Origin of the sequence: uncultured Pseudoflavonifractor sp. (assembly GCF_944387275.1) — a bacterium.
GTDB classification, from domain to species: Bacteria; Bacillota; Clostridia; order Oscillospirales; family Oscillospiraceae; genus Pseudoflavonifractor; species Pseudoflavonifractor intestinihominis.
Map to the genome: position 1 here is coordinate 1 of NZ_CALXEG010000037.1, position 17499 is coordinate 17499.

Consider the following 17499-nt stretch of genomic DNA (forward strand, 5'->3'; position numbering starts at 1 on the left):
TCCCGGCCCCGGACGTAGGGCACGATGCAGTAGGAGCAGAAGTTGTTGCACCCGTACATGATGGACACCCAGGCCTTCACACCGTTCTGCCGCACCACCGGGATGCCCTCGGCGATGCTTCCGGGGTCGTCGGCGGTCTCAAAGATGCGGCCCCGGCGGGTGAGGATGCGGTAGAGGAATTCGGGGAACCGCCACAGGGCCTGGGGGCCGAAGACCATGTCCACATGCCGGTAGGAGGTGCGGATCTTGGACACGTTGTGGGGCTCCTGGGCCATGCAGCCGCACAGGCAGATGATCTGGTTGGGGTTCCTCCGCTTGGTGTGCACCAGGGCGCCCACGTTGCCCAGCACCCGCTGCTCGGCGTGCTCCCGGATGGCGCAGGTGTTGATGACGATGACGGCGGCCTCTTTCTCGTCCTGGGTGAAGCCGTAGCCCATCTCCTTCAGGTAGCCCCGGATGCGCTCCGAGTCGGCCTCGTTCTGCTGGCAGCCGTAGGTGTCCACAAAGGCCAGGGGGGCCTTGGAAAAGCGGGAATTGATCTCTTTGATCTCCCCGCAGTAGGCCCGCTGGCGGGCGATGTCCTCGGGGGGGATATGGGTGGTCTTTCGCTCCACAGTACTTCCTCCAAATCATAACGTCTGAATATAGAATTATAGCATTTTCCCGCTTCAAAAACAAGGATGCGCCCTGTTTTTTTACACAGGGCGCGAAAAAATGGGGACCGCCTGCCCGTAGGGCAGGCGGTCCCCATTTTTTCTTTCACATGGATTTCTGCCCTCACCACTCGGGCGGCTGGATGCCGTACCGGACGGCCAGGTCCCGGAGATACTCCACCAGGGGCCCCGCGCCGTAGACCCGGCTGTATGCGTCCTCGATGCAGTAGATGCCGCCGTAGTAGGCGAAGCCCTTCTCCCCCAGGGCGCAGGTGACGGCCAGATCCGGCCCGTTGGAGCGGGAGATTCTCAGGTCGATAAACTCATTTTCCGGCGCGCTGTACACGCCCGGTCTCACCGGCGGGAAGTTCAGGTCGCTGTCCCCGGAAATATGGAACATGCTCCGGCGGAACAGCAGGCCGTTGCTCAGCTCCACAATCTCCCGGGCCTCCTCCTCCGTAATCTCCAGCCAGCCGCCGTCCTGTGGCTCCAGCATCACGCAGACGTAGGCCGGGTCATAGCTGATGCCGTGCTCGCTGGTAACCTCAAACTGCTGAACGTTGTCCGGGTCGGCGGGGAAGCGGTAGGGGAAGTAGAACCAGACCAGATAGGCCGCACACAGGGCCATGCACCCGGCGGAGATCAGCCGCTTTTTCTTCTCCCCCTTGTGGAGCAGAAAGTAGAGCAGGGCGATGCAGATGGCCACCACCGCGGCCATGGCGATGTAGACAATCCCAGGGGCGGAAGCATTGAGTGTCATTTTTCGTCACCTCACTGTGTTTCCGGGGCCGGGCCGGTCTGCCGCAGCAGTCGTTCTCTCCTTTCTTACCATTTTTATTTTATCATACTTTGTTTTTTTGTCTATTATTTTTCCTTTCCCGGCAATTCAGGGCCCCTGTCCTGCCCCTCCGGCGTTGACGGGCAACTGTTTCAGGGGGTATAATAAGCTGAATATCGTTGCGGAAAGGCGGCGCAGCCATGAAAGCCCTGATTATAGAGAGACAGGCAGTCAAGCAGAACATCGCCGTGGTCAAGGCCCGGGCGGGCCGCGCCGCCATCTACGCCGCCCTCACCGGGGACGCGGGGGGCGCCGGGCTGGTGGACATGGCCAGGCTCCTGCGGGACGAGGGCATCGGCCGCTTTGCCGTGTCCGAGCCGGCGGACGCCGCCGCCCTGCGCAAGGCGGGCTTTGTGGACGAGGAGATTCTTATGCTCCGCTCCACTGCCGACCGGGAGGAGCTGGAGCAGCTGGTGGACGTGAACGCGGTGTGCACCGTGGGCTCCATCGACGCGGGCCTGGCCCTCAACGGCCTGGCCGAGAGCCGCTCCACCGTGGCCGAGGCCCACATCCAGGTGGACACCGGCCTGGGCTTCGGCGGCTTTCTGTGCACCGAGCCGGAAAAGGTGCTCTCCGCCTACCGCAACCTGCCCAACGTGGCCATTTCCGGCATCTACACCCAGCTCCACTCGGTGAAGGCCGACGGAAAGGATGCTGCCGCACAGATCCAGTCCTTCCAGAGCCTGCTGGAGGCCATCCGCTCCGCCGGATTTGAGACGGGCACGGTCCACGCTGCCGGCTCTTTCGCCCTGCTCCACTACGATGACGCCCTGCTGGACGCGGTGCGGGCGGGCTCGGTGCTGCTGGGCCGGTGCCGCCGCACCAAGGGGGACGGTCTCCAGCGGGTGGGGTACGGCGAGGCCTCCCTGGAGGAGGTCCGCTGGCTCCCGGCGGGCCACACCGTGGGCAGCGAGCAGCCCGTCACCCTCAAGCGGCCCACCCGGGTGGGTGTGCTGCCGGTGGGGTACCAGAACGGCTTCGGCGTGGCCCGGGTGCGGGACCCCGGCTTCTGGGCTGCCATCCGCCGGTGGCTGCGGGGCAGGCGGATCACCGTCCGCATCGACGGGCAGAAGGTGAAGGTCATCGGCCGCATCGGGGCCATGGAGACCCTGCTGGACGTGACCGACATGAAGTGCTCCGCCGGGGACCTGGTCCACTTTGACATCGACCCCATGTACGCCCGGGGCTTTGTCCGGGAGTACCGCTGATTTTCAGATAAAGAGAGGATTTTAACGGCATGCGCGCAGTCGTGACCAGAGTGAAGAACGCCTCGGTGGAGATCGAGGGCAAGGTAAACGGAAAGATCGGCCAGGGCTTTCTGGTGCTGCTGGGGGTGGCCCCCGAGGACACCATGTCCCAGGCCGAGAAGATGGCCGACAAGGTGTGCGGCCTGCGGGTCTTTGAGGACGAGAACGGCAAGATGAACCTGAATCTGGCCACCGTGGGCGGCAGCCTGCTGGTGGTGAGCCAGTTCACCCTGTACGCCGACACCAAGAGCCGCCGTCCTGGCTTCACCGGCGCGGCCAGGCCCGACGTGGCCATCCCCCTGTACGAGGGTTTTATGGACGCCTGCCGCGCTCGTGGCTTCCAGGTGGAGCACGGCGAATTCGGGGCTGACATGCAGGTTTTTTCGCAGAACGACGGCCCCGTTACCATCCTCTTTGACACCGACCATATGTAACACGCCGAATTCGCCCCCGCGCCTTTTTGGCGCGTCAAGCGTTTTCCGCAGGAAAACCTTGAAATCGGTCGGATTCACTCCGGGTGATTTGAGTCCAATCCAGGGCTCCCACGGGGCCTGACCCGTGGGACATTCGGCGCTGACATGCAGGTTTTTTCGCAGAATGACGGCCCTGTCACCATCCTCTTTGACACCGACCATATGTAACACCCCATTAACGCAAGCGAGGTGCTGAACATGATTTTCAAGCAGCTGACCGTGCCGCCCATCGGCACAAACTGTTATATCTTCGGCGACGACGCCACCAAAATGGGCGCCATCGTGGACCCGGGCGGGGACGCCGCTAGCATTCTCTCCGCCGTGCAGGCCCTGGGTCTGACGGTTTCCGCCATTTTCCTGACCCACGGCCACTACGACCACGTGGGCGCTCTCCCCGAGCTGCGCAAGGCCCTGCCCGACGTGCCGGTGTATCTCCACCCGGCGGACAAGGCCGCCCGGGACGGCTCCCTTTTCCCCGACCCCGGCCCCACCGCGGACTATACTGACGGCAGCACGGTGGCGGTGGGAGGCCTGACGGTGGAGGTCGTCCACACCCCCGGCCACACCCCCGGCGGCGTGTGCCTGAAGGCGGGGGACGTCCTCTTCACCGGGGACACCCTGTTCCGCGGCTCCATGGGCCGCACCGACCTGCCCGGCGGCAGCTACGACGCCATCATGGACTCTCTGAAGCGGCTTGCCGCCCTGCCGGGGAACTACAAGGTCTGCCCCGGCCACGACGCCCCCTCCACCCTGGAGGCCGAGCGCAAGGGCAACTACTACATGCGGGAGGCTCTGGGCCAGTGACCCTCTCCCGCCGGAAAGGGACTCATCCATGAAACTCTATCTCACCGGCCACGACTACAAATACGCCTGCGAGCAGATCATGCTCACCCTCTTTCCCGGCCAGCGGCCCCTCTACCCGGAGGAACCGGCGGGGGAGGGGGAGGACCAGGCCCACATCACCCTCTTCCGGGGCGCGCAGTGGGCCACCGGCCGCACCGCCCTCACCTGGGAGGGCAAGTCCGCCGTGGGCTCCTGCCGGGTGAAGACCGCGGGGCTCACCGGCCAGGTGGAGCTGGACCGGGCATTGCAGAAGGCGTTGAAGCTGTCCTTCTACCGGGCGGCGGTGGCGGTGCTGGGCAAGGAGCCCCCCTGGGGCGCCCTCACCGGCGTGCGGCCGGTGAAGATCCCCACCAAGGCCCTGCTGCGGGGTGAGACCCCGGCCCAGGCCGAGGCGGTGCTGCGAGACACCTACCACGTGACCCCGGTGCGCCGCCGTCTGGCCATGGACTGCGCCAGGGCCAGTCTGGCCGCCCTGGACAGTCTGAAGGAGGACGAGATCTCCCTCTATGTAGGCATCCCCTTCTGTCCCACCCGCTGCGCCTACTGCTCCTTTGTGTCCGCCGACGTGGGCAAGGCCCTCAAGCTGCTGCCCCCCTATCTGGAGGCCCTGTTCCGGGAGGTGGAGGCCGCCGGGGACCTGCTGAAACGCCAGGGGCTGTATGTCCGCACGGTGTACATCGGCGGCGGCACCCCCACCACCCTGTCGGCGGAGCAGCTCGCCGCCCTGATGGGCCACATCCGGGCCCACATCGACCTGTCCCGCTGCACCGAGTACACCGTGGAGGCCGGACGGCCGGACACCATCACGGCGGAAAAGCTCTCGGCGCTCAAGGGAAACGGGGCCGACCGGGTGTCGGTGAACCCCCAGTCCATGAGCGACAAGGTGCTCAGGGCCATGGGCCGCTCCCACACGGCGGCGGACATTCTCCGGGCCTATGACCTGGTGCAGAATTCCGGCATCCCCTGCGTGAACATGGACCTGATCGCCGGCCTGCCCGAGGACAGCCGGGAGGGCTTCCGCGCCTCCCTGGACCAGGTGCTGGCCATGGACCCGGCCAACATCACCGTCCACACCCTGGCCCTGAAAAAGGGCTCCCGGCTCATGACCGAGGGGGGCAGCCTGCCCACGGCGGAGGATGTGGCCGCCATGCTGGACTACGCCTGGACCACCCTGCGGGGGGCCGGGTACATGCCCTACTACCTGTACCGGCAGAAGTACATGTCCGGGTCCTTTGAGAACGTGGGCTGGACCAAGCCCGGGTTTGAGAACCTCTACAACATCTGCATGATGGAGGAGCTGCACACCGTGCTGGCCCTGGGGGGCGGGGGCGTCACCAAGCTGGTGGACCGCACCGCCGGGCGCATCGAGCGCATCTCCGACCCCAAGTACCCATATGAATATATCAACGCCATTGACCATATTATCGCCGACAAGGAGAAGCTGGCGGACTTTTACGCCGCCGCAAGGAGGTAACCATGGCATATTCCCTGCGTGAAATCAACGAACGCATCCGCGCCGACGCCGCCGAGTTCCTGGCCGAGTGCGACCGGAACTTCCAGCGCCGGGTGGTCTCCGCCGCCGACACCATCGCCAAGCGGGCCAAGGTGAGCCCCATCGTGCTGCTGTCCGGGCCCTCCGGCTCGGGCAAGACCACCACCGCCCTCAAGCTGGAGGAGGAGCTGGAAAAGCGGGGCATCTCCACCCACACCGTGTCCATGGACAACTACTTCAAGACCATGAACCCCCGCACCGCCCCCAGGACGCCGGAGGGGGACATCGACTACGAGTCCCCCAAGTGCCTGGACATGGAGCTGCTGGGTGACACCTTCGCCAAGCTGGCCAGGGGGGAGGAGGTCATCATCCCCAAGTTCGAGTTTGCCCGCCAGATGCGCAACGACGCCCGGGGCACCCCCCTGCGGCTGAAGGAGAACGAGATCGCCATCTTCGAGGGCATCCACGCCCTCAACGACGACATCGCCGGCCGCCACCCCCAGGCCACCAAGCTGTACATCTCCGCCCGCAGCAACGTGTGCGACGGGGACAAGGTGGTGTTCAAGGGCACCTGGATGCGGCTGACCCGCCGGGCCGTCCGGGACTACAACTTCCGGGGCACCGACATCGCCGCCACCCTGGACATGTGGGCCAACGTCCGCCGGGGGGAGAAGCTGTACATCTCCCCCTTCAAGAGCAAGGCCGACGTGATCATCGACTCCTCCCTGCGCTACGAGGTGCCCGTCATGAAGCACTACGCCCTGCCCATGCTCCAGGCCGTGCCGGCGGAGAACCAGCGCCGGGCCGAGCTGCTGGACCTGATCCACGCTTTCGACGCCTTTGAGGCGGTGGACCCGTCCATGGTGGCCAAGGACTCCCTGCTGCGGGAGTTCATCGGCGGCGGCAGCTACAAGTACCGCTGAGCGGCAGCGTTTTCCCGCTGTTTTCTCATAGACCAACCAAAACCATGAAATTTTTAAGATGAAGGAAGGATTTTCCAATGTCTGAGTGTACGCACGACTGCTCCTCCTGCGGTGAGAACTGCGGGGAGCGCACCGCACCCCAGAGCCTGCTGGCGCCCGCCAACGCCCTGTCTAAGATCGGCAAGGTCATCGCCGTGGTCAGCGGCAAGGGCGGCGTGGGCAAGAGCCTGGTGACCTCCTCCCTGGCGGTGGCCATGCGCCGCCGGGGCAAGAAGGTGGCCATTCTGGACGCCGACATCACCGGCCCCTCCATCCCCACCGCCTTCAACCTCCACGAGCGGGCCACCGGCACCGACCTGGGCATCAACCCCGCCGTGTCCGAGACCGGCATCGAGGTCATGAGCCTGAACCTGCTGGTGGAGCACGAGACCGACCCCGTCGTGTGGCGGGGCCCCGTCATCGCGGGCACGGTCAAGCAGTTCTGGACCGACGTGGTCTGGGGCGACGTGGACTACATGTTCGTGGATATGCCGCCCGGAACCGGCGACGTGCCCCTGACCGTGTTCCAGTCCCTGCCCGTGGACGGCATCATCGTGGTCACCTCCCCCCAGGACCTGGTGAGCATGATCGTCACCAAGGCGGTGAAGATGGCCGGCCTGATGGACATCCCCGTGCTGGGCCTGGTGGAGAACTACAGCTACTACAAGTGTCCCGACTGCGGCAAGGAGCACGCCGTCTTCGGCGAGAGCCACATCAACCAGGTGGCCCAGGACCTGGGCCTGAAGGTGCTGGCCCGCCTGCCCATCGACCCCGCCGTGGCCGCCGCCTGCGACAAGGGCGAGATCGAGAAGTTCGAGCCCAACTACCTGACCGGCGTGGCCGAGGCCCTGGACCAGTAAGTTTTCCACACCGGCGGGGCGTATTGTGGAATATTCCCCGCTCCAACAAAAAACGAACGCGCGGCTGTGTGCACAGCCGCGCGTTTTCTTTTTGTGTCAGTCGTAGTAGAACTCCGTCCACCGGCCCCGGTAGGACACGCAGGGCAGGGTGGGGTGCTTGGTGCCCTTCAGCGCGCCCTTTTTCAGGGCCACCGCGTCCTCCAGGTTTTTCTCCACATAGCTGAAGTCGATGGGGCAGGGGTGGTGGCAGGGCAGGATGGTCTCCACCTGGCCGGACAGGCCCCGCAGCTCCCGCAGGCTCTCAATATACAGGTCCAGATTCCGGTGGCTGCCGAACATGAAGATGGGGCCGCCCTTCTGCACCGAGTCCCCGGGCAGCAGCAGCTTCCTCTCCCGGTCAAAAAAGGCCACGCTGCCGTAGGTGTGGCCGGGGATCTCCATGACCTCCAGCCGGTACCCGCCGCAGGTGAACACGTCCCCATCCTGGAGGGGGTGGAGGGTCACATCCCCCTCCACCAGGTGCCAGTCCCTGGGGTGGAGCCAGCACTCCCGGAACTGCCCCAGGCCGCCGGTGTGGTCCCAGTCCCCGTGGGTCAGGACCACCTTCACCGGCTTGTCCGTGATTGCCTTCACCGCCTGGTACACGCCGCTGTCCGGGAAGCCGGTGTCGATGAGCAGGGCCTCCTTCGGACCGGTGATGAGGAACTGCCGCACCCGGCCGTCGTCCAGAATATAAAAGTTTTCCCCAAATTTTCTTGTCTCTGTCATGGTTTCGCCCCATTTCCGCCCTGTTCCGGCGGTCAGAAAATATCCAGCTCCACCGGGCAGTGGTCGCTGCCCATGATCTCCGGGTGGATGACGCTGTCGTTGATCCTGTCCGCGATGGACCGGGAGACGATGAAGTAGTCGATGCGCCACCCCGCGTTGTTGGCCCGGGCGTGGTACATGTAGCTCCACCAGGAGTAGGCCCCAGTCCTGTCCGGGTAGAGGTAGCGGAAGGAGTCCACAAACCCGGCCTCCAGCAGCTGGGTCATCTTGGTGCGCTCCTCGTCGGTGAAGCCCGCGTTGCCCCGGTTGGACTTGGCGTTCTTCAGGTCGATCTCCTGGTGGGCCACGTTCAGATCCCCGCAGTAGATCACCGGCTTCTTCTTATCCAGCGCCAGCAGGTATTCCCGCAGGGCGTCCTCCCACTCCATGCGCCAGTCCAGCCGGGTCAGCTCCCGCTGGGCATTGGGCACGTAGCAGTTGACCAGGTAGAAGTCCTCAAACTCCAGGGTGATGGCCCGGCCCTCCCGGTCGTGCTCCTCCGAGCCGATGCCGTAGGTCACATTCAGGGGCTCCAGCCGGGTGAACACTGCCGTGCCCGAATAGCCCTTCTTCTCGGCGCTGTTCCAGTACTGCCTGTAGCCGGGCAGGTCCAGTTCCGCCTGGCCGGGCTGCATCTTGGTCTCCTGGATGGAGAACACATCTGCGTCCAGGGCGGCGAAGGACTCCAGAAAGCCCTTGCCCAGGCAGGCCCGCAGGCCGTTTACGTTCCACGATACCAGTTTCAATCCAAATCCTCCAGAGGCTGCGCGCTGTCCCAGATCACCGGCCTGCCGTCCCGGTCCAGCAGGGGCGTGAGACCGCCGCCGTACCCGTTGACCACCTGGAGATAGAGCACGCCGGTAAAAGTGTCCACCAGAATGACGGTCTCCATCATCATGCCGCCCGCCGGGGCCTCTCGGTGGACCACCTGGAAGCGCTTGTCCTTTTTCGCCATATGCTCAGTCCTCTCCGGCCACAATGGCCCGGAGGAACCGGCCCATCAGGGGCACGTAGGTCACGCAGAACACCAGCCCCGCCAGCAGACCGGCGCCCTTCCTGTGCTTTTTTGCGGCGCCCAGGCCGATGAGCACCCCCAGGGCGCCCACACACAGCTTGAGCAGGGCCACATCAGTCAGTTCCATCTTCTTCAGGTACAGGTTTCCCGCCGCGATCAGGTTCTTCATGGCTCAGTTCTCCTTTCCTTCCACTGTCCCGGCCTCCAGCCGGAGCAGGCGTGCCTTCAGGTCCAGCCCGCCGGCGTAGCCGGTCAGGCTGCCGTTTGCCCCCACCACCCGGTGGCAGGGGATGATGATGGGGATGGGGTTGCGGTGGTTGGCCTGCCCCACCGCCCGGACGGCCCTGGGCCGCCCTACCGCTTCCGCAATGTCCCGGTAGGTCCTGGTCTCCCCGTAGGGGATGGCCTCCAGGGCATGCCAAACGGCTCTGTAAAACTCCGTGCCCACCGGGGCCAAGGGCAGGTCAAAGCCCCGCCGCTGTCCGGCCAGATACTCCAGCACCTGCCGCTTTCCCTCGGAGAGCAGGGGCGTCTCGTGGCAGGCGATCCGGGGTGCAGGCGCCCCCGGCAGCAGCAGCCGCACAATGGCGCCGTCCTCCTCTTCCAGCCCCAAGGTGCCCACAGGGGTGTCGAACAGGATCAGATCCAATGGCTCACACTCCTCTCCGCCGCGGGACCGCGGCATATCCGGCTCATATTATACCACAGCCATCCCGGCCCAGTAAATCACCCCCTGGAATTTCCACGGACCTCCCGCCGGGGCCAGGCTCTCCCCCGAAGAGATTCCCCATTTTCTTTATGCACTCTGCATAATTTTTTGCTTCGGTTTCGCCGTATTATGGACCAATGTTTCAGTTTTAGAAATTGACTTTTCACCACTTCGGGTGCATATTGAAACAAGAGCAGCAGACGGGGACGCCCGATCTGCCGCAGCACGCAGCCTCCGCCCCCGGACGCGGGCCCATCGGGAGGGCGCTGGCAAGAAAGGAACGAACCACCTGTCCGTCTGGAAAAGGAGAATATAGAATGAAATACAACAAGATCTCCGCTCTTTTGCTGGCCGCCGCTCTGATGGTTGGTACCGCCGGCTGCACCCAGCAGCCCTCCGCCGACACCACCAGCCCCTCTCCCTCGACCACGGTAACTCAGTCCGTCCAGCCCAGCACCACCCCCAGCGCCACCCCCAGCACCACCCCCAGCGCTGAGCCCGAAGAGGAGTACGCCAGCTACTGCCTGGCCCCCACCCTCTACTCCGAGACCCTGAAGCTGGACTGGAACTACACCATTTATCTGCCCCGCGGCTATGACGACCCCGCCAACGCCGACAAGACCTACCCGGTCATCTACCTGCTCCACGGTGCCTTCGGCAACCACCGCAACCTGGTGGAGCGGTTCTCCACCCCCGAGATCATGGACAGCCTGATCGAGAGCGGCCAGATGCCCGAGGCCATTGTGGTGTTCCCCGACGGCTTCAACTCCTACTACATCGACGGCCCCGCCCTGGACATGGAGTCCGCCTTTATCAACGACCTGTTCCCCACCATTGAGTCCCTCTACCGGGCCGACACCTCCAAGGAGGGCCGGATCATCGGCGGCATCTCCATGGGCGGCTACGGCGCGGCCCGCTTCGCCCTGAAGTATCCCGAGCTCTTCTCCGCCGCCCTGCTGATCTCCCCCGCCGTGTGGGCCCAGCCCACCGAGGGCAACGACCTGTACGACAACTGGCACGTGTTCCCCGAGGGCGACGCCAACTTCTCCCAGAGCGTGTGGGAGTCCTTCTACCCCACCTCCTACCTGGAGGACTACACCGCCAAGAACAGCCCCGTGTCCTTCTACGTCATCAGCGGCGACGCGGACACCACCGTGGACATCTCCGAGGTGCAGAACTTCTATGACCAGCTCCTCACCGTGGCCCCCGATGCCCAGCTCTCTGTGGAGCCCGACGGCGTCCACGCCTGGACCTTCTGGGAGCCCGCCACCACCAAGGCCCTCCAGTTCGCCGGCTCTGTGCTTCAGGGCCAGGAGTAAGCGGCCCATATCACGCAAAAAAAGCAGCCCCGCTGTCCGTAATCCGGACAGCGGGGCTGTCTGCTGTTCTGCTCAGTATTTGCGCACCACCGCTACCACCTTGCCCAGAATCTCGGCCCCTGCGCCGTCAATGGGCTGGTAGTCCGGGTTCTCGGGCATAAGCCAGGGGTGGCCGTCCTTCCAGCGGAGAGTCTTGACCGTGGCCTCGTCCTCAAAGAGGGCCACCACGATCTCGCCGCTGTGGGCCTCGGGCTGGCGGTGGACCACCACCAGGTCCCCGGGCAGGATGCCCGCCCCCAGCATGGACTCCCCCCGCACCTTCAGGGCAAAGTGCTCCCCGGCCAGTCCGCCGGTGTCAAAGGTCAGGTAGTCCTCGATGCACTCCTCCGCCAGGATGGGGGAGCCGGCGGCCACGTTGCCCACCACGGGTATCCGGTTGGCGCTGGGGTGCTCCTCCTCGGCGATGGCACGTCCGGTGGAGCCGCTGACCGTGATGGCCCGGGTCTTGCCCTCGGCCTTGATGATGAGCCCCTTCTCCTCCAGCCCCTTCAGGTGGAAGTGGACCGTGGAGGGGGACTTGAGCCCCACCGCCTCGCCGATCTCCCGGACAGAGGGGGGGTAGCCGTGGTCGGCCTGGAAAGACACGATATAGTCGTAGATCTGCTGCTGCTTGGGAGAGAGTACCCTCATTGCGAGCCCTCCTTGTCTGCTCTGCCGGCGGCAGAGGGCGCGGCCCCATAAAGGGGACTGTACGCCCTTGTTTTCTCTCGGTCTCGGTGTACGCTATTATATCACATGCTCAGGCAAAACGCAAACATTCGTTCTAAAATCCCGCCATTTTTCTTTTCTTCTCCCGCAGGAACAAAAATGGGCGCGGCGAATGCTCGCCGCAAGCCCTGCATGGCAAGGCTTGCGGCGCATTCGATCCCATTCGAGGCGGGCGGCCGCCCCCTCGCGCTCCTCCGCCCCCATCAGGGCGCAGGCCTTTTACCACAGGTCTCTCGATACAACAAGGGCGCGGCGAATGCTCGCCGCGCCCTTGTGGACGGTCTGTGAAATGAAGTTGTACGCTCAGGCCTTACCAGCCGAAGGGCCAATAGCCGCCGCCGTAGCTGTTGCCATACTGCTGGCCGTACTGCTGGCTCTGCTGGTTCTGCTCCTGCTCGATCTGCTCCTGGAGCTCCTGAGAGGCCTGCACCCGCTCGTCGGTGCGCTCATCGAAGGTGATGGTCAGGGTCTGGGTCTGGCCGGAGCGGCTCACCGTCAGCGTGGCGGTGTCGCCGGCGCGGTACTCGGACAGGGCGTTCTGCAGGTCATCGGAAGAGGTGATGTCGGTGTCGTCCAGCTTGGTGATGATGTCGCCCTCCTGGAGGCCGGCCTTGGCCGCACAGGAGTCGTCCACCACGCCCAGGACATAGGCGCCGGCAGGGGTGCCGTACCGCTGGGCCTCACCGCTGACGCTGGTGTTGATGATGCCCATGTAGGGCTTGCCGGTGACGTAGCCGTACTGCATGATGTCGGTGATCATGTTCCACACGTTGTCAATGGGGATGGCGAAGCCCACGCCCTCCACAGAGGCCTCGGAGGAGTCGCCGTTGTTGGACAGCTTGGCGGACACGATGCCCACCACCTGGCCGTACTGGTCAAACAGGGGGCCGCCGGAGTTGCCGGAGTTGATGGCCGTATCGGTCTGGATGTAGTTCATACGGCGGCCGTCGCTCATGGTCACGTTCCGGTCCAGGGCGGACACATAGCCGCCGGTGAGGGAGAAGGTCAGCTCGCCCAGGGGGTTGCCGATGGCGTAGACCTGATCGCCCACCACCAGGCTGTCGCTGCTGCCGATGACCACGGTGGACAGCCCGGTGGCGTCCACCTTCAGCACGGCGATGTCGTTCTCCTCGTCGCCGCCCACCAGGGTGGCGTCGTAGCTCTTGCCGTCCACCAGGGTGACGGTGATCTTGCTGGCGTCCTCAATGACGTGGTAGTTGGTGACGATGTAGCCGTCCTGGGTGATGATGAAACCGGAGCCGGAGGCGGCGGTCTGGACCACCTGGCCGTAGACGTTGGTGTTGATCTCGGTGGTGATGCCCACGGCGGCGTTGACATAGGTGGCGTAGATCTGCGCGGCGGTCAGGGGCTCCTTGGTGGTCACGTTGGAAACATTGACCACCGTGGGGGCGTGGTCGCCCTGGTAGACGGTGGTGGAGCCCTTCACGCCGCCGGTGAGGGCCATGACCCCGGTGCCTGCGCCGCCGCCCAGCAGGGCGCACACCAGGCACAGGGCGGTCACCTTGGGCCATACCCGCTTCTTCTTTTTGGTGGGACGGACTTCGTCCTCAATATGATAAGAGGTCGCCTCGAAAGTCTGCTGGGGCTGCTGCTCCTCGGGGCGGTTTTCAGGATTGAATTCACTGTAGTACATATCTGTCGCTCCTTCTATCACGAGATACTCTCTCGGCGGGTTCCTGGCCCGTTTCCTTTTTACGGGACTAAGCATAACCGGAATTTATGTCCAAAGCGTGAAGAAAGATAAAATGAAATTTGAACTTTCGCCGGGTGCCGTAATATTTTTCCCCGGAGGGAGGGGTTTTTCCGTTTCAGTCTTAAAAAAGTTTAAGAAATATGCTCCATTTGTGCTTTATCCCTGTTTTTGCTCCCGTTCCGTTTCAGGTGCGGGCCGGTTTTTCAGGATGGCGGCCAGGTCCCCCGCGGCCAGGCGCAGGTCGGACAGCACCCCGTCCAGCACCCCCAGGCGGCCGATATTGATGACCACCATGCACAGCACCGGGCCCAGGATCATACCCGCCACGCCGGCGATCTTCATGCCCACATAGATACTGATGAGGGACAGGATGGGGGACAATCCGGTCTGGTCCCCCACCACCTTGGGCTCGGCCACCCGGCGGAACAGGGCAATGACGCCCCATATGACCATCAGCTCCACAGCGTGGCGGTACTGCCCCAGAAACAGGTCGGCCACCGCCCAGGGCACCATGACGGTGCCCGAACCCACGATGGGGATAAAGTCCAGCACCGCCAGCAGGAAGGCCAGCAGCACCGAGTAGGGCTGCCGGATGACCACAAAGCCCGCCAGCAGGATAAAGAAGACCACCACGGACAGGATCAGCTGGGCCTTCACATATCCGCCGAAGGCGGCCACCGCCGTGCGCTTGACGCTGCCGAAAAAGTCCCGGACGCCTGGGGACAGGCGGTCGGTGACCATGAGGCGGAGGCGGGGGTAGTCGGAGGCGATGAAGTAGGTGGCCATGACGAAGATGACCAGGGCCACCACAAAAGAGGGGATGCTGAAGGCAAAGGACCCCGCCGCGCTGCCCGCCCGGCTGAGCAGCTCGGGGATCATCTCATTGAGCCAGGCCACCAGTCGCTCCAGGCCGTCGGTGGCGGTCTGGTTCACCTGCTGGGGCAGCCCGGCGAACAGGCCGGAGAGGAAGCCCTCCAGGTCGGTGATGGCGGGCTGGAGGTTGCCCGACCAGATGGCGGGCCAGTTCATCACCAGAGAGGCCACCTCGCTGACCACGCTGTACACCAGCGCCGCCAGCAGGCCCCCCGCCACGGTGAAAATCAGGATCAGCATCACCAGGGACAGGGCCTTCCGGGAGGCCCCCAGCCGCCGCTGCACCTTTACAATGGCCGGGTTGAGAATCCAGGTCAGCACCAGGGCCAGCACAAAGGGCATCAGCAGGCCCAGTAAAGGCGGTGCACCGTACACCAGAAACAATACCACCAGAATGGTCCCGGCCAGCCGGATGCCCAGCCGCAGCCACAGCCGCCCCCGCTCCCGCCAGGTCAGCTCTTTCCCGTTCAAAGCAATTCCTCCTTATGTATCTCTTGTGTCTTTCTATGTCCGCCCCTTTCCCCGGGGCTGATGGGCGAAAAAGCTCCCAAAGCCTTCCCCCTCGGGGGAAGGTGGCTGGCCGAAGGCCAGACGGATGAGGGGAAAGGCTCCTCTGACCGCCGCAATCTCAGCCCATTGTAGCACGGCCCCGATGGGATAATATCAAGAATCCATGAATATTTCCGAAAATCCCCTGAAAATTTTCCCGGCCTGCAACCTTTTTTGCTCTCTTCTGGTATTATGGATGTAAGAGGTCCCGGAGGGCGGCCCGCTGGGGGCATGGCGGGCGGTCTCCGGGACGGAGGATGCCCAAAAAGAGGTGAGGGAATATGACGGACGAGAGGACCGCCCGCGCTCAGGTGGAGCGCTGGGGCGGCATGGTGTGGCGGCTGGCCCTGGCCCGCACCCGCCATATCCAGGACAGTGAGGACGTATTTCAGGAGGTATTCGCCCGCTTTTTCCGCCACGAGGGGGAGCTGAGCAGCGACGAGCACCGGAAGGCCTGGCTCATCCGCTGCACCCTCAACTGCACCAGCACCCTGCTCTCCGCGCCCTGGCGGAAGAGCCTGCCCCTGGAGGAGGCCCTGACCAGGGCCGTGCCCCAGGAGGACCGGGCAGTGTACCAGGCGGTGCTGGCCCTGCCCAAGCCCTACCGGACGGCCATCCATCTCCACTACTATGAGGGGTACTCGGTGGCGGAGGTGGCCGCCCTGACCGGGGCCCGGGAGGGCACGGTGAAGAGCTGGCTGTCCCGGGGCCGGGACAGGCTGGCTGCTGCATTGAAGGGAGATGAGTGACATGCTGGACAGATACAAGGCGGCCAACGACGCCCTCCGGCCCTCGCCGGAGCTGGTGGACCGGGCCGTGACAGGGGCAGGGCGGAAAAAGCGCCGCCGCCCCCTCATTCCCGCCCTGGTGGCGGCGGTACTGGCGGTGGTACTGCTGGCCACCGGCATCCCCGGCCTGACCGGCTCCACGGGCGGCAGCGCCCAGGCCCTGGCGGTGCCGGTATACCCCGAGCTGGCCAAAGCTCCCGGCGAACCGCTCCAGGACACGAAACAGGCCTGGATAGACTGGAACGAGGCCTATGACGCCTACCGGGACGACTGGCGCGCCTTCCGGGACGCCGCCCCGGCCCTGGCCGACCAGCCCGGGCTGCTGGAGGCGCTATCGGACTTCTCCGCCCGCAGCGCCGCCCTGGCCCTGGCGGGGGAGAACAACCGGATTTACTCCCCCATCTCCCTGTGGTTTGCCCTGGCCATGCTGGCCGAGACCACGGCGGGGGAGACCAGACAGCAGGTGCTCGCCGCCCTGGGGGCGGAGGACATGGAGCAGCTGCGCGGCTGGGCGGACAGCCTGTGGCACGCCCTGTACACCGACGACGGCACCGCCACCCTGCTGCTGGGCAGCTCCATCTGGCTGGGGGAGGGGGTCGGGTTCCACCAGGACGTGCTGGACACCCTGGCGGAGCGCTACTACGCCGGCTCCTACCGGGTGCCCATGGGCACCGACGAGGCGGACGAGGCCCTGGCCGCCTGGGTGGCGGAGCAGACCAAGGGGCTCATCGGCGGAGACGGCAAGGTGCTGGAGACCACCCAGGACACCCTTGCGGTGCTGGCCTCCACCCTGTACTACCAGGCGGGCTGGCGGGACGAGTTCCAGCCGGAGAACACCAGCGAGGACGTCTTCACCACCGCCGCCGGTGAAGAATTGACGGTGGACTTCATGCACCGCACAGACAAGAATGTGTCCTTCCTCCGCCGGACCAAGTACCAGGCTGCGGCCCTGTCCACTTCTCTGGGGCAGATGATCTTCGTCCTGCCGGAGGAGGGGGTGTCTCCCACCGAGCTGCTGTCCAACCCCAATTTTCTCCCCAGCCTGGACATCTACAGTGACGACGCCATTCTGGGCGAGGTCCACTGGTCCGTGCCCAAGTTTGACGTCAGCTCCGACCTGTACCTGATGTCCACGTTGGAGGGTCTGGGCATCACCGACGCCCTGGACCGGAACGCCGCCGACTTCTCCTCTCTGACCGATGAGGCACTATGGGTGGACCAGATCAAGCAAATCGGCCGGGTCAAAGTGGACGAGCAGGGGGTGGAGGCCGCCGCCGTCACCCTGATGGCCGCCGACGGCGAAGGGCCGCCCCCCGAGGACCCCACCATCTGCGTCATGGACCTGGACCGGCCCTTCCTCTTCCTCATCAGGGCGGAGGACACGGTGCTCTTTGTGGGCGTGGTGGAAAATCCGGGGTAACAGGACATCGCCCCACCAATTTGGGCGGGCCGCAGTGCGGCCCGCCTTTTTTGCGCACGCCCCCTTTTCGGCCTGAAAAACCCACGTTTTTTCGTTTGTGAAATATCTATCATATTATTAACTTTTTCGTTGCAAATTGTTTTATTTTTCTCAATTACAAGTTAAAAAA

19 protein-coding genes and 1 pseudogene are annotated in these 17499 nt (G+C 64.5%); 10 read left to right on the top strand and 10 right to left on the bottom strand.

The features are described from left to right. A pseudogene (locus tag Q0K23_RS09670) lies at positions 1–614 on the bottom strand (tRNA (N6-isopentenyl adenosine(37)-C2)-methylthiotransferase MiaB); the annotation flags it as partial. A 163-nt stretch (positions 615–777) separates the two neighbouring features. After that, the gene (locus tag Q0K23_RS09675; protein WP_294521366.1) at positions 778–1413 is read right to left on the bottom strand and encodes a hypothetical protein; all 636 of its coding nucleotides are present in this window, start codon (positions 1411–1413) and stop codon (positions 778–780) included. A gap of 218 nt (positions 1414–1631) precedes the next feature. Here Q0K23_RS09675 and Q0K23_RS09680 point away from each other — a divergent pair, with 218 nt between their 5' ends. The 7 genes from Q0K23_RS09680 to Q0K23_RS09710 all read left to right on the top strand — a co-directional run bounded on the left by Q0K23_RS09680 (position 1632) and on the right by Q0K23_RS09710 (position 7368). Continuing rightward, on the top strand, positions 1632–2699 hold the full coding sequence (locus Q0K23_RS09680) for an alanine racemase (protein ID WP_294521369.1): 1068 nt from the start codon (positions 1632–1634) through the stop codon (positions 2697–2699). A 29-nt stretch (positions 2700–2728) separates the two neighbouring features. Next, positions 2729–3172, top strand: a complete 444-nt coding sequence (gene dtd, locus Q0K23_RS09685) for a D-aminoacyl-tRNA deacylase (RefSeq protein ID WP_294521372.1) — start codon at positions 2729–2731, stop codon at positions 3170–3172. A 117-nt stretch (positions 3173–3289) separates the two neighbouring features. Further along, entirely contained in the window at positions 3290–3379 is a 90-nt protein-coding gene (locus Q0K23_RS09690) for a D-aminoacyl-tRNA deacylase (protein WP_278244738.1), read from the top strand. 30 nt (positions 3380–3409) lie between these two features. Continuing rightward, a complete protein-coding gene (locus tag Q0K23_RS09695) occupies positions 3410–4015 on the top strand; it encodes an MBL fold metallo-hydrolase (RefSeq protein ID WP_294521375.1) in 606 nt (201 codons plus the stop codon). 28 nt (positions 4016–4043) lie between these two features. Then, a complete protein-coding gene (gene hemZ / locus Q0K23_RS09700; RefSeq protein WP_294521379.1) occupies positions 4044–5528 on the top strand; it encodes a coproporphyrinogen dehydrogenase HemZ in 1485 nt (494 codons plus the stop codon). A 2-nt stretch (positions 5529–5530) separates the two neighbouring features. Continuing rightward, entirely contained in the window at positions 5531–6469 is a 939-nt protein-coding gene (locus Q0K23_RS09705) for a uridine kinase (protein WP_294521381.1), read from the top strand. A 77-nt stretch (positions 6470–6546) separates the two neighbouring features. Further along, a complete protein-coding gene (locus tag Q0K23_RS09710; protein WP_294521383.1) occupies positions 6547–7368 on the top strand; it encodes an Mrp/NBP35 family ATP-binding protein in 822 nt (273 codons plus the stop codon). A 96-nt stretch (positions 7369–7464) separates the two neighbouring features. Here the strand turns inward: Q0K23_RS09710 and Q0K23_RS09715 are convergent, their stop codons facing one another. The 5 genes from Q0K23_RS09715 to Q0K23_RS09735 are packed head-to-tail and all read right to left on the bottom strand — an operon-like array spanning position 7465 to position 9839. Continuing rightward, on the bottom strand, positions 7465–8136 hold the full coding sequence (locus Q0K23_RS09715) for an MBL fold metallo-hydrolase (RefSeq protein ID WP_294521386.1): 672 nt from the start codon (positions 8134–8136) through the stop codon (positions 7465–7467). Positions 8137–8168: 32 nt separating this feature from the next. Beyond that, positions 8169–8921: an exodeoxyribonuclease III gene (locus Q0K23_RS09720; protein ID WP_294521389.1), complete on the bottom strand. Its 753-nt coding sequence runs from the start codon at positions 8919–8921 to the stop codon at positions 8169–8171. Then, positions 8918–9130, bottom strand: a complete 213-nt coding sequence (locus tag Q0K23_RS09725) for a DUF6440 family protein (protein WP_294521392.1) — start codon at positions 9128–9130, stop codon at positions 8918–8920. Before Q0K23_RS09725 ends, Q0K23_RS09720 begins: the two co-directional genes overlap by 4 nt. Before the next feature lie 4 nt (positions 9131–9134). Continuing rightward, on the bottom strand, positions 9135–9359 hold the full coding sequence (locus Q0K23_RS09730) for a permease of phosphate ABC transporter (RefSeq protein ID WP_294521395.1): 225 nt from the start codon (positions 9357–9359) through the stop codon (positions 9135–9137). Positions 9360–9362: 3 nt separating this feature from the next. Continuing rightward, positions 9363–9839 carry a methylated-DNA--[protein]-cysteine S-methyltransferase gene (locus Q0K23_RS09735; RefSeq protein ID WP_367179057.1) on the bottom strand — a complete coding sequence of 159 codons (477 nt, stop codon included), beginning with the start codon at positions 9837–9839 and terminating at the stop codon, positions 9363–9365. 377 nt (positions 9840–10216) lie between these two features. Between Q0K23_RS09735 and Q0K23_RS09740 the strand changes: the two genes are divergently transcribed. Beyond that, a complete protein-coding gene (locus tag Q0K23_RS09740; protein WP_294521401.1) occupies positions 10217–11218 on the top strand; it encodes an esterase family protein in 1002 nt (333 codons plus the stop codon). Positions 11219–11290: 72 nt separating this feature from the next. Here Q0K23_RS09740 and lexA read toward each other — a convergent pair whose 3' ends face one another. The 3 genes from lexA to ytvI all read right to left on the bottom strand — a co-directional run bounded on the left by lexA (position 11291) and on the right by ytvI (position 15044). Continuing rightward, positions 11291–11908, bottom strand: coding sequence for a transcriptional repressor LexA (lexA, locus tag Q0K23_RS09745; RefSeq protein WP_294521404.1), 618 nt, complete (start codon positions 11906–11908; stop codon positions 11291–11293). Between the two features lie 388 nt (positions 11909–12296). Next, a complete protein-coding gene (locus Q0K23_RS09750) occupies positions 12297–13640 on the bottom strand; it encodes a S1C family serine protease (protein WP_294521408.1) in 1344 nt (447 codons plus the stop codon). Between the two features lie 216 nt (positions 13641–13856). After that, positions 13857–15044, bottom strand: coding sequence for a sporulation integral membrane protein YtvI (gene ytvI / locus Q0K23_RS09755; protein ID WP_294521411.1), 1188 nt, complete (start codon positions 15042–15044; stop codon positions 13857–13859). A 359-nt stretch (positions 15045–15403) separates the two neighbouring features. Here ytvI and Q0K23_RS09760 point away from each other — a divergent pair, with 359 nt between their 5' ends. Both Q0K23_RS09760 and Q0K23_RS09765 read left to right on the top strand, forming a co-directional pair. Further along, entirely contained in the window at positions 15404–15871 is a 468-nt protein-coding gene (locus tag Q0K23_RS09760; protein WP_294521414.1) for an RNA polymerase sigma factor, read from the top strand. A 1-nt stretch (position 15872) separates the two neighbouring features. Further along, on the top strand, positions 15873–17330 hold the full coding sequence (locus tag Q0K23_RS09765; protein WP_294521417.1) for a serpin family protein: 1458 nt from the start codon (positions 15873–15875) through the stop codon (positions 17328–17330). Positions 17331–17499: the final 169 nt, after the last annotated feature.